11 protein-coding genes are annotated in these 12060 nt (G+C 71.7%); 7 read left to right on the top strand and 4 right to left on the bottom strand.

Annotation, left to right across the window (positions count from 1 at the left end; translation table 11 throughout):
* Positions 1-9: 9 nt before the first annotated feature.
* On the bottom strand, positions 10-1191 hold the full coding sequence (gene nagA, locus IEX69_RS18690) for an N-acetylglucosamine-6-phosphate deacetylase (protein WP_085018814.1): 1182 nt from the start codon (positions 1189-1191) through the stop codon (positions 10-12).
* Positions 1188-1544, bottom strand: coding sequence for a YrdB family protein (locus IEX69_RS18685; protein ID WP_085018815.1), 357 nt, complete (start codon positions 1542-1544; stop codon positions 1188-1190). The genes nagA and IEX69_RS18685 overlap by 4 nt, the downstream gene beginning before the upstream one ends.
* Positions 1545-1685: 141 nt before the next feature.
* Between IEX69_RS18685 and IEX69_RS18680 the strand changes: the two genes are divergently transcribed.
* The 7 genes from IEX69_RS18680 to IEX69_RS18650 all read left to right on the top strand — a co-directional run bounded on the left by IEX69_RS18680 (position 1686) and on the right by IEX69_RS18650 (position 9418).
* Entirely contained in the window at positions 1686-2879 is a 1194-nt protein-coding gene (locus IEX69_RS18680; RefSeq protein WP_085018816.1) for an ROK family transcriptional regulator, read from the top strand.
* A gap of 79 nt (positions 2880-2958) precedes the next feature.
* Entirely contained in the window at positions 2959-4233 is a 1275-nt protein-coding gene (locus IEX69_RS18675) for an extracellular solute-binding protein (RefSeq protein ID WP_085021352.1), read from the top strand.
* A 125-nt stretch (positions 4234-4358) separates the two neighbouring features.
* Positions 4359-5348 (top strand): carbohydrate ABC transporter permease, encoded by a 990-nt coding sequence (locus IEX69_RS18670; RefSeq protein WP_085018817.1) that lies wholly within the window; start codon positions 4359-4361, stop codon positions 5346-5348.
* A complete protein-coding gene (locus IEX69_RS18665; RefSeq protein ID WP_229756460.1) occupies positions 5345-6187 on the top strand; it encodes a carbohydrate ABC transporter permease in 843 nt (280 codons plus the stop codon). Before IEX69_RS18670 ends, IEX69_RS18665 begins: the two co-directional genes overlap by 4 nt.
* Positions 6184-7677 carry a beta-N-acetylhexosaminidase gene (gene nagZ / locus IEX69_RS18660; protein WP_085018818.1) on the top strand — a complete coding sequence of 498 codons (1494 nt, stop codon included), beginning with the start codon at positions 6184-6186 and terminating at the stop codon, positions 7675-7677. The genes IEX69_RS18665 and nagZ overlap by 4 nt, the downstream gene beginning before the upstream one ends.
* Positions 7674-8642, top strand: a complete 969-nt coding sequence (locus IEX69_RS18655; RefSeq protein ID WP_085018819.1) for an ROK family protein — start codon at positions 7674-7676, stop codon at positions 8640-8642. The genes nagZ and IEX69_RS18655 overlap by 4 nt, the downstream gene beginning before the upstream one ends.
* Positions 8630-9418: a glucosamine-6-phosphate deaminase gene (locus IEX69_RS18650; RefSeq protein ID WP_085018820.1), complete on the top strand. Its 789-nt coding sequence runs from the start codon at positions 8630-8632 to the stop codon at positions 9416-9418. The genes IEX69_RS18655 and IEX69_RS18650 overlap by 13 nt, the downstream gene beginning before the upstream one ends.
* 30 nt (positions 9419-9448) lie before the next feature.
* On the opposite strand, the gene IEX69_RS18645 is transcribed toward IEX69_RS18650, so the two are convergent.
* Positions 9449-10714 carry a hypothetical protein gene (locus IEX69_RS18645; protein ID WP_085018821.1) on the bottom strand — a complete coding sequence of 422 codons (1266 nt, stop codon included), beginning with the start codon at positions 10712-10714 and terminating at the stop codon, positions 9449-9451.
* Complete coding sequence (locus IEX69_RS18640; protein ID WP_085018822.1) at positions 10714-11970, bottom strand: sensor histidine kinase; 1257 nt, start codon at positions 11968-11970, stop codon at positions 10714-10716. Before IEX69_RS18640 ends, IEX69_RS18645 begins: the two co-directional genes overlap by 1 nt.
* Between the last annotated feature and the right edge of the window lie 90 nt (positions 11971-12060).

Below are 12060 nucleotides of genomic sequence, written 5' to 3'. Positions count from 1 at the left end.
TGTTAGCAGTCAACGTTGGAGAGTGCCAGAAATTCCCTGGGTGGGAGGAGTGAGCCAGACGCCGTCCGCCGCCACCCCGCGCACCTCGAATCCGGGGCTGAGGAGCACGACGTCGGCCGCGCATCCGGGCCGGAGGAGGCCGAGGTCGTGACGGCGGAGCACCGTCGCCGGAGTCCGGGTGAGGGCGCGGATCGCCTCGACGGGCTCGATGCCGCACTCGGTGACCGCGATGCGCAGCGCGGCGTCCTGCGTGAGCGTCGATCCCGCGAGGGTGTCGGTGCCCTCGAGCACGGCGCGGCCCTCGCGGACGTCGACGTCTCGCGAGCCCAGGTGGTAGTGGCCGTCGGAGGCGCCTGCCGCCGCCATCGCATCCGTCACCATCGCGACCCGGCCGGGCGCCGCGCGGAAGGCGAGCTGCACCACCGCGGGATCGACGTGCAGCCCGTCGACGATGAGCTCGAGCACGACCCGCTCGTCGTCGAAGGCGGCGGGCAGCGGGCCGGGGGAGCGGTGGTGGATCCCGGGCATCGCGTTGAAGGCGTGGGTCACCAGCCTGGCACCGCGATCGAAGGCGTCTCGGGTCGCGCGCAGATCGGCATCGGTGTGCCCCACGGCGACGATCACACCCTCCGCGGCGAACGCCTCGATGGCGGTCGGAGCGCCGGGCAGCTCGGGTGCGATCGTGATCTGGGTGAGGTGGCCGTCGGCGGCCTCCAGCAACTCGGCGACGGCGAGCGGCGTCGGGGATCGCAGAGCCGCCGGATCGTGCGCTCCCCGCCGATCGGGCGAGAGGAACGGACCCTCGAGATGCGCCCCGATCACGAGCGGATCGGCGCCGCACAGGTCCGCCACGGTCGAGAGCGAGTCGGCGAGGGTCGGCAGGGGCGCGCTCACCAGAGAGACGACCGATCGCGTGGTGCCGTGCGCCCGATGTACGGCGAGGCCGGACCGGATCGCGTCCGCGCCGTCGTCGAACGACGAGCCGCCTGCGCCGTGGCAGTGGAGGTCGAGGAAGCCCGGTGTCAGCCAGGCGCCCTGCGCGTCGGCGACGGTGTCGACCTCGGCGGACCGCGCTCGCCAGCCCTCACCGGTCCCGACCTCGAGGATGCCCTCGGGCCCGCCGAGCAGCCAGAACCCGTCCACGACGCCGTCGGCATCGAGCTTGCGTGCGCCGTGGACGAGGAGGCTCACTCGAGCTCCCGGCGCCCCTGGATCACTCCGCTGACCGTCGCCACGACGCCGAACACGAGGGCGATGATCCACTGGCCCATCGTCAGCCACACCAGCGCGGCTGCGCCCATGATCGCGATCTCGACCAGGCCCTTGCCGAAGGCGTCGAGCCTCACGACCGCCTTCGGTGAACGGAAGAGCGCCCATACGAGGAGGGCGAAGAGCGGGGTGGCGATGCCGAACACGATGTTCCACGGCAGGGGCCAGGCCACGAAGCCCCAGAAGCCGAACGAGAAGAGGGCGAAGAGCTCGACGAGCAACCGCACCACATCATTGGCGCGGACCCTCGGGTGGGCAGGAGACTGCGTGGACACCCTACAACTCTAGGTGCTCGAGGTCGTGGCTGGCGGCGGCCGGGACGAGGCCGCAGATCATTGTTACGGGTTTGTAAAGGGTGCGAACCAAATCGGCCCGAAGTCTTGACGGACGATTGTTCGTAAGCTTCACTAACAAACATGTCTGCATCGGAAGTGCAGCGAAGCCCTTCCCGCATGGACGTCGCGTCGACGTCGGCCAGGAGCTTCGCACCCACCAGGGCCCTGAGGCCGAAGGCCAAGCTGCTCCCGGAGCATGCGCGGGGCCACAACCGGTCGCTGGTGCTGCAGACGCTGTACCGGTCGGGTCCGTGCAGCCGCGCCGACATCGCCCGGACGACCGGACTGACCCGGGTGACCGTCTCCGACCTCGTCGCGGAGCTCATCGCGGACGGGCTGCTCGAGGAGCTCGGCCAGCGCGAGGAGTCGCGTCCCGGCAAGCCGGCGACTCTGCTCGACCTCCGACGCGACGCCTTCGTCATCCTCGGGCTCGACCTCTCCGAGCACTCGGGCTTCTCGGGGGCGGTGCTCGACCTCGACGGCCGCCTCCTGGCCCGGGAGGAGGTCGCGCTGGAAGGCAGCACGGGAGACGCGGCGATCGAGCGGGTCCTCACCCTCGTCGCCCGTCTCGTCGAGCACGCCGGACCGACGCCGATCCTGGGCCTCGGCGTCGGATCGCCGGGTGTCGTCGACCTCGGGGGAGTCGTCCTGTCCGCCCCCAACCTCGGCTGGACCGGGGTGCCCCTGCAGGAGACCCTCCACGACCGCTTCGGCGTGCCCGTCGTCGTCGCCAACGACGCGAACGCGGCCATCCTCGCCGAGCACGGGTTCGGCGGCGCCTCGGCCGACGCCATGCTGATCAAGATCGGCCACGGCGTGGGCGCGGGCCTGCTCCTCGACGGCCGCCCGATGTACGGCAGCCGGTTCGCCGCGGGGGAGATCGGCCACGTCGTCGTCGGCACCGACGGAGGCGACGTGTGCGCCTGCGGCAAGCGGGGCTGCCTCGAGACGTGGCTCAGCATCCCGCGTCTCGAGCGGGCGCTGACCGGCGCTCCCGCGGAGGCCCGCGACCGCATCCTCGAGCAGGCGGGGGAGCGGCTCGGCATCGCGCTGGCCCCCGTCGTCGGCGCCCTCGACCTCGGCGAGGTCATCCTCGCCGGTCCCACCGGACTTCTCGACGGGCCGCTCGCCGCGGCCGCGCTCGAGACCATCCGGAGTCGCACCATGTCGGAGTTCCACGGCGATCTGTCGCTGCGGATGTCGACCCTGGGTCAGGACATCGTCCTGCGCGGGGCCGCGGTCATGGTGCTCTCCGGGCAACTCGGGGTCTCCTGACGGCGACCCTCGCACCGAGCGCCAGATCCCAGCTGGCACGCATCACGACACATCCATCGCCCTAGGAAAGGTGAACACCATGAGGAAGAAGGCACTCGCCGTCGCCGCCATCGGCGTCTCGGCGGCGCTGGCGCTCGCGGGCTGCGCAAGCAGCTCGGGATCGGGATCGTCCGACGCGGAGGGCGCGAACATCCGCGTCTGGCTCGTCGGCACCGACACCCCGGACGAAGCGCGCGACTACCTGAAGACCACGTTCGAGTCGGAGCACCCGGGCTCGACCCTCACCATCGAGGAGCAGTCCTGGACGGGCCTCGTCGACAAGCTCACGACGAGCCTGTCCGGGTCGGACAGCCCGGACGTGGTCGAGGTGGGCAACACCCAGGCCGCCGCCTTCACGTCGGCCGGCGCGTTCCTGCCGCTCGACGACGAGTACGACGCCCTGGGCGGGGACGACCTGCTCCCCGGCTTCGTCGAGGCGGGGACCTACGACGGCACCTTCTACGCCGCTCCCTACTACTCGGGGTCGCGCGTGGTCTTCTACAAGAAGGACCTCCTCGCGAACGCCGGCCTGCAGCCGCCGACCACCCTCGACGAGTACGTCGCCGACGGAGCGACGCTCGCGGCGGCCAACCCCGGCGTCTCGGGGATCTACTTCCCCGGTCAGGACTGGTACAACGCGCTTCCCTACATCTGGGAGAACGGCGGCGAGATCGCGGTCCAGGACGGCGACACCTGGAAGTCCAGCTTCTCCAGCCCCGAGTCGATCAAGGGCCTCGAGCAGGTGCAGCAGGTCATGATCACCGCCTCGGTCGCTCCGAAGGACGGCAACGAGGCGGACGCCCAGATCCCGTACTGCGAGGGCTCGATCGCGATGCTCTCGGCTCCGAGCTGGATCAAGGGGTCGATCCTCGCGCCGGCCGACTCGAAGACCCCCGGCTGCGCCGACCAGGAGTCGAACCTCGGCGTCTTCGCGCTTCCCGGGAAGGACGGCGGCGCCGCGCAGGTGTTCGCCGGCGGGTCGAACGTGGCCGTGGCCGCGAAATCGGCCCATCCGGACCTGGCGAAGTCCGCACTCGAGATCATGCTGAGCGACGAGTACCAGACCATCCTCGGTGAGAACGGACTCGTCCCCGCCAAGATCTCGCTCGCCGACACCATCGGGACCGACGAGGTCGCGCAGGCGATCACCGCCGCGGCGGCGAACGCGAAGCTCACCCCGGCGTCGCCCAAGTGGGCCGATGTCGAGGCCTCGGGGGCGCTGCAGGACTTCTTCGTGCAGATCGCTCAGGGCGGCGACGTGCCCACCCTCGCCAAGGCGCTCGACGAGAAGATCGACTCGATCCTGAACGGCTGACGCCGGAGAGCACACGCGGTGGGGGCGGTGTTGCAGCACCGCCCCCACCGGCCCAGATGCCATCGCCCTAGGAGGTGAAGGCACATCCCATCGTATTCGTCGGATCACGCGAGGAGCCGTCCGTCATGTCCACATCCGTGACACTGGTGCGGGAGCACGAGTCCGGAGGGGTCCAGCAGGTCCCGCAGACCCTGCCCGGATCCGGCCGCCGGCCGCGTCGGCGGCGCCGTGCCGGGGGTCTCACCCCCGCCGCGCTGCTCGTCCCCGCCTGCATCGTCCTCGCCGTGGTGATCGGCTGGCCGCTCATCCAGCTCTTCATCATGTCGTTCCAGGAGTTCGGCCGCGCCCAGGTGTTCGGCGCCCCCGCGCCGTTCGTCGGGTTCGAGAACTACGTGCGCATCCTCACCGACCCGCAGTTCTGGGCGGTGCTCGCCCGCAGCATCGCGTTCTGCGCCGTCAACGTCGCCGTGACGATGGTGCTCGGCACGCTGATCGCGCTGCTCATGACGAGGCTGAACCGGTTCTTCCGTCTCCTCGTGTCCGTGGGACTCCTGCTCGCCTGGGCGATGCCGGCGCTCACCGCGGTGATCGTCTGGGGGTGGATGTTCGACACGCAGTACGGCGTGGTCAACTACGTGGTCGGTCAGCTCTCCGGATCGGACTGGGGCGGCCACTCCTGGCTCATCGAGCCCCTCAGCTTCTTCGCCGTCGCCACCGTGATCGTCGTCTGGGGTGCGGTCCCGTTCGTCGCGTTCACCGTCTATGCCGGCCTCACCCAGGTGCCCGACGAGGTGCTCGAGGCCGCGCAGCTCGACGGCGCGGGCGGATGGCAGCGGTTCCGCCTCGTGGTGTTCCCCTACCTGCGGTCGATCTTCATCGTGGTGACGGTGCTGCAGGTGATCTGGGACCTCCGCGTCTTCACGCAGATCTTCGCGCTGCAGGGGATCGGCGGGGTGCGCGAGCAGACCTCGACGCTCGGCGTGTACATCTACCAGACCTCCGTCGGCTCGGGGGACTACGGGGCGGGAGGCGCGATGGCCGTGATCATGGTCATCCTCATGATGGCGATCTCGCTCTACTACGTCCGCCGCACGCTCAAGGAGGAGGAGCTGTGACCCGCCGCCGTGCCACCTCGATCGCGCTCTCGGCCGTCGCCGTCGTGGTCTTCCTGTGCTCCGTCTTCCCGGTCTACTGGATGCTCATCTCGGCGTTCCAGCCGAACGACGAGATCCGCGGGAGCGTCCCGAACTTCTTCCCGGTGCACTTCACGCTCGAGAACTTCCGCACCGTGCTCTTCGACCCGTCGCGCGCGCCGTTCCTGCCCGCGCTCGGCAACTCGCTGCTCGTCACCGTCGCGACGGTGGTGATCGCGCTGGTCTTCGCCTTCCTGGCCTCTCTCGCGGTGACGCGCTACCGCTTCCGGAGCCGCCGGGGCTTCATCGTGGCCATCCTGATCATCCAGATGATCCCCGCCGAGGCGATGATCGTGTCGACGTACCGGGTGCTCGACGGCTGGAACCTCCTCAACACCATCGCGGGGCTCACCCTGGTCTACGTCGCGACGGTCCTGCCCTTCACGATCTGGACGCTCCGCGGGTTCGTCAACGGCGTCCCCGTCGAGCTGGAGGAGGCCGCCATGATCGACGGATGCAGCCGCACGTCGGCGTTCTGGCGGATCACGTTCCCGCTGCTCGCCCCGGGTCTCATCGCGACCGGTGTGTTCGGGTTCATCCAGGCCTGGAACGAGTTCCTGCTCGCGCTCGTCGTGATGTCGCGGCCCGAGATGATGACGCTCCCGGTGTGGCTGCGCACCTTCCAGGTCGAGACCGGGACCACGAACTGGGCCGCCATCATGGCCGGTTCGACGCTCATGGCCATCCCGGTCATCGTGTTCTTCCTCATCGTGCAGGGGCGCATGACCTCCGGCCTCGTCAGCGGGGCGGTGAAGGGATGAACGAGCGCACCGTGCTGGGCACCCTCCTGCCCGGCTTCGAGGGCAGCGTGCTGCCCGACTGGGTCGAGCGGATGCTCCGCGAGGGACTCGCCGGCGTGTGCCTGTTCGGGGAGAACATCGTCTCGCCCGAGCAGCTGCGGACCCTCACCAGGTCGATCCGGGCCGCGAACCCGGCGGCGGTCATCGCGATCGACGAGGAGGGCGGCGACGTCACCCGCCTCTACTACGACCGCGGGGCGCCGTTCCCCGGCAACGCGGTGCTCGGCCGGCTCGACGACGTGGAGGCGACGTGGGCCGTCGGGGCGTCGGTCGGCGCGGAGCTGGCCGCCGTCGGGATCGACCTCGATCTCGCCCCGGACGTCGACGTCAACTCCAACGCGCTCAACCCGGTCATCGGGATCCGCAGCTTCGGCGCCGACCCGGAGCTGGTGGCGCGGCACTCCGTCGCCTGGGTGCAGGGCCTCCAGTCGCAGGGCGTGGCCGCGTGCGTGAAGCACTTCCCGGGGCACGGCGACACCGCGCAGGACTCGCACCTCGCCCTGCCGACGATCACCGCGAGCACCGAGCTCCTGCGCACCCGCGAGCTCCTGCCCTTCGCGGCCTCCATCGACGCCGGCGCGGCGGCGGTGATGTCGAGCCACATCGTCGTCTCCTCGGTCGACGACGGTGTGCCCGCGACCTTCTCCGTGCCGATCCTGCAGGGCATCCTGCGCGTCGAGCTCGGCTTCCGCGGGGTCGTGGTCAGCGACGCGCTCGACATGGCCGGGGCCAGTGGCGACATCGGCATCCCCGACGCGGCGGTGAGGGCGCTCGCCGCGGGGTGCGACCTGCTCTGCATCGGCACCCGCAACTCCGAGGAGCAGATGCGGGCGGTGGCGCGCACGATCGGCGAGGCGGTCTCCACCGGGCGGCTGGAGGCGATCCGCGTGACGGACGCCGCCGACCGGGTCGCGGCGCTGCGCCGCGCGACGGACGCGCGCGCGACGACGGCGGCGACGGACGCGGTGCTCGACCACGAGCGCGCACCGGGCGGTCTCGCCCCGGAGGCGCTCACCGCCGCGTTCCGGCTGCCTCCGGACCTGCGGGAGACGCTGGCGGCGCACGACGACTGGGTCGTGGTGCGTCACGAGGCGATCCCCAACGTGGCCGTCGGGGACGTACCGTGGGGGCCGTTCGACGCGCTCGCGGCGGCCGATCCACGACTGGCCCCGGTCGACGCCGCGGCGTGGTCGACGGGGGAGATCGAGCTCGACGCTCGAGCGGGAGTGCTCTTCATCGGCCGCGACAACGCCCGTCGCCCCGAGGCCCGGGACATGCTCGCGCGGCTCAGGGCGGAGCATCCGGCCGTGGTCGCCATCGACATGGGCTGGCCGGCGGAGGACGACTCCGCCCAGATCGCGACCTTCGGCGGGTCGGCCGCCGTCGGCGAGGCTCTGGCGGGGTTCCTGGTCGCCGCGATGGGCGGCTCGGACCGGAGGACGGACTCATGAGGCTCGGGCTGGACATCGGCGGCACCAAGACCGACGCCGTCGTGCTCGACGACGGCGGGGCCCTCGCGCACCGTCTGCGAGCGGCGACCGGGCTCGGCGCCGACGCCGTCGTCGCCACCGCCGTCACGCTCATCGAGCGCATCGCCAGCGAGGCGGGACTGGAGCCCGCGTCGTTCGACTCGATCGGGGTGGGGATCCCCGGGCAGGTCGACACCGCGACGGGGCACGTCTGGCATGCGGTGAACCTGGGCGTCGACGAGCTCGACTTCGGCGGAAGGGTGAGCGAGCGCATCGGGGTGCCGGTCTCGGTGGAGAACGACGTCAAGGCGGCCGCCCTCGGCGCGTACCACCTCCTCCCCGGGAGGCAGCAGGAGCGCTCGATGGCCTACCTCAACCTGGGCACCGGGTTGGCGGCCGGGCTCGTGATCGACGGGCGGCTGTGGCGCGGCGCTCGCGGTGCCGCGGGGGAGATCGGGCACATCCCGGTCGACCCGCAGGGGGTCCTCTGCCCGTGCGGGCAGCGTGGGTGCCTCGAGACGGTGGCCTCCGGCTCGGCGATCGCCCGCCAGTGGCCGTCCGACGATCCCATCCCCATCCGCTCCCTGCTCGCCGCAGCCGAGGCCGGCGACGGTGCGGCGCAGCGCATCCGGGACTCGTTCGTCGACAACGTCGCCGCCGCCGTGCGCGTGCTGGTGCTGACGCTCGACGTCGACACGGTCACGATCGGCGGCGGGCTGAGCGCTCTCGGGGACTGGCTGCTCGACAGCGTCCGCGAGGTGCTCGGACGCTGGGCGGCCGACTCGGCGTTCCTGGCCTCGCTCGGCCTCTCCGACCGCGTGCGCGTCGTGCCGGCGGGCTTCCCCGCCGCCGCGGTGGGGGCGGCGCTGGTGGGCGCCGGGACCTCCCATCCCGTCGTCAGCCTCGGAGAGCAGCGCGATGAGAGGGTTGTCTCGTGGCTGAAGTGATCATCGTCCCGACACCCGAGGTCGCGGGCGCTCTCGTGGCCGAGGCCATCGAGCGGATGGTCGGCTCGAACCCCTCGTCCGTCCTCGGCGTGGCGACGGGATCCACCCCGCTGCCGGTGTACCGGGCGCTGGCCGAGCGGGTGCGATCGGGTCTCGACCTCGGGCGGTTGCGCGCGTTCGCGCTGGACGAGTACGTCGGGCTGCCGGCCTCGCATCCCGAGAGCTACGCGTCGGTGATCACGCGTGAGGTGGTCAGGCCTCTCGGGCTCGACCCGAAGGCCGTCCACGTCCCCGACGGGCGACCCATCGGCATCGAGACGGCGGGCGAGCGCTACGAGGCCGCCATAGAGGCGGCGGGCGGGATCGACCTGCAGCTGCTCGGCATCGGCACGGACGGGCACATCGGGTTCAACGAGCCCGGCTCGTCCTTCGGGTCCCTCACCCGGGTCAAGACGCTGACCGAGCAGACGCGAGCCGACAACGCCCGCTTCTTCGCCTCCCCGTCGGAGGTGCCTCTGCACTGCATCACCCAGGGGCTCGGCACCATCCTCCGCGCCCGGCGTCTGGTGCTGCTCGCCTTCGGCGCGGGCAAGGCCAGGGCCGTGGCGGATGCGGTGGAGGGCCCGCTCAGCGCCTCGATCCCCGGCTCGGCGATCCAGCTGCATCCGCAGGCGACCGTGGTCGTCGACGAGGAGGCCGCGTCGCGCCTGGTCAACGCGGACTACTACCGCTACGCCTACGCGCACAAGCCGCTCTGGCAGCGGACCATCCTCTGACCGCTCCGCTCGGGCCGGGGGCACATCGCCTCACGCGGCTGCGGTGCCTGCCGGGCGGGGGAGCAGCACGTGCACCGCGACGGCGACACGATCGGCGCTCACGTCGATGGTGTAGCGCCCGAGCCGGGTGAAGAGCGGCCACGCGGCGTTGTCGACCGAGTGAGCACGTGTGCCAGGTCTCCACAGCGTGATGATCAGCGCGGTGTCGTCGTCCGGCGCGGCGGGTTCGACCCGAACGCCGAGGGCTGTGGACGACGCAGGCGAGGGCGCCGCCGACCGGAGTGCGGACAGCAGCCACACCAGCGCGAGCAGCGTGCTGCGCTGATCGGGCGCGAGGCGCTTCACGGCGCCGGTCTCGTCGTCGAGGACGACTGCGCCGCTGAGCCGCTCCGACTCGGAGATCGCGATCTGCAGCCAGCTCAGCTCGTGGTCCGCTCTGAGCGCGGCGCGGAGCTCGTCGCCGAGCTCGCCTGCGAGAGCAGCGGTCGCAGGGTCGATCTCCGTCCCGGTCGGCGTGCTCGCCACCCGGTCGAGAAGTCGCTCTGCTTCATCGTCGAGCGTGCGGAGATGGGAGGCGGCCGACACACCGTGCCCGGTGGGCGGCGCGGGGATCAGGCTGTCGGCGACGGCCTGGTCGATCAGCACGCCGAGCCGCGCGTCCGTCGCGCTGAGCATCAGCATGAAGGCGAAGACCGGCGCGGCGCCGATGACCAGGTTGTTCACGCTCACCGGGACGCTCAGGGGCTCGACGAACCAGCCCACCGCGGCCCCGGCGGCGCCGACGATCACGAGGAGGACGCCGCCGAGCGCCGAGCGGCTCAGCGGCTGAGCCGGGAGGCAGGCGAGAAGGCACGCGCCGAACCCCACGGTCGCGGTCGGGTAGAAGGTCGCGCTGCTGTCGCCCGAGGCGGAGTCGAGGAGGAGCGCGGTGAGATCGAGGAGCACGGCGGCCACCCCGGCCGTGTCGACGAGGACGGACACCGTCGGTGAGACGAGCCCCGCCCGACGGCGCGACGACACCACCACCACGACCAGGACGACGGCGAGGATCGCCCAGGACACGATCGAGAGGGCTCGCCAGGGAGAGTCGGACCACGACCAGCCGAGCGAGGCGAGTCCGCGGACCATGAGCAGGGACCCCAGGATCACGAAGCCGACGCCGAGATATCCGGCGCTGAGGCTGCGGTCCAGGCGGAAGCGCGCCCGCTGCCAGCCGATCGCGGTGGGCCCGGCGCGGGTGACCTCGAGGTGGCTGCTGAGGGGGCCCCGCGGGGCGTCCGTCCTAGCGGTGCTCATCAACGGGGGACCTCCAACAGCACCGTCGTGCCCCGACCCGGTGAGGAGAAGACGCGAGCCGTCCCGTCGACGGCGTCGAGACGGGCGCGGACCGACTCGGCCAGCCCCAGCCTGCCTGCGGGGACCTCCTCGGGCAGGAAACCACGGCCGAGGTCCGTGACGACCGCCCTGGAGTGATCGTCGTCCTGGCTCAACGTCACCTCAGCGTCACGCTGCCCCGAGTGCCGCCGGACGTTCTCGAGGCATTCCGACACCGCGGCGGCGAGATCACCGAGGTGGGCGGCGGTGTCGTTGAGGCGTCCGGTGCCGTGCCACCGGACGACGAGCCCCAGCGCCTCGTGTCTCTGCGCGAGCGTCACCCAGCGGGGAGCGGCATCCCCGTCCTCCGAGGGAGGGGCAGGCTGTGCCGCACCGTCGCCGGTCCTCGATGGTTCCGCCGTCGGCTCGGGCGGAGGCTCGCGGGTCGTCGGTCCTGCCGACCCCGAGGTGCGGAGCTGACGCAGGAGCTCGCTGTCGGCGGCGGCCTGCGCGCGGAGGGTCTCCGCCGGTACCCCGCGACCGCCGTGGGCGATCAGCGTCAGCGTAGCCAGGACGGTGTCGTGCATCGTCCTCGCCTCGTGGCGGAGCTCCGCCTCCGCCTCGACCGACCGTCGCTCGGCGGCGTAGGCGCGGCGGAGCTGCTCCACGCCGACGACGGCCTGACGCTCGCTGCGGTGCACCCAGGTGCCCGCGCAGGCGCACGCGACCCACCCACCGACGATCGCGATCGCGACGAAGACCGCCCGGCCCGAGCCGGCGCTGGCGATGACCGCGGTGGCGGTCACGGGCACGGCGGCGGGGAGGGCGGCTCTGAGGAGCAGACGGGTCTCGGGAATGGCGAGCAGCAGAGAGGGGATCACGAACGACGACACCGCCGTGACCGTCGCCACGGCGGTGAAGTCGTAGGCGGGGAAGGAGGCGAGGGAGATGAGGGTGGCCAGCCCGGCCAGATACGTCCCGAGTGCGACCCACCAGGTGGCTCTGCTGGTGAGCAGGGCGAAGCCGACGAGCATCACGGCCAACCCGATGAGCGTGGCGAGGTACCTCGAGGGCTGCTCCACCGCGGGCACCAGGACGGTCGCCGCGGCGGCCGACGCGAACACCAAGCCCAGCCGCTGCGCGCAGACGATGCCTACGCGGTCGGCCTGACCGTCATCGATGATGTCGCCGATCCGAGGCCGGGGACCGGATGCGCCGTCCTCGTCCGTGTTGCCCACATCCCGACCATAACGACCGCGCACCCGCCTGTGCGATCGTGCTCACCCCCCGATCGGGTCGGATCCGCCCTCGCGCGCCCGCGCGTTGCT

Origin of the sequence: Cnuibacter physcomitrellae (assembly GCF_014640535.1) — a bacterium.
Taxonomy (GTDB): domain Bacteria; phylum Actinomycetota; class Actinomycetes; order Actinomycetales; family Microbacteriaceae; genus Cnuibacter; species Cnuibacter physcomitrellae.
This window is presented reverse-complemented; position numbering and strand designations above follow the sequence as displayed.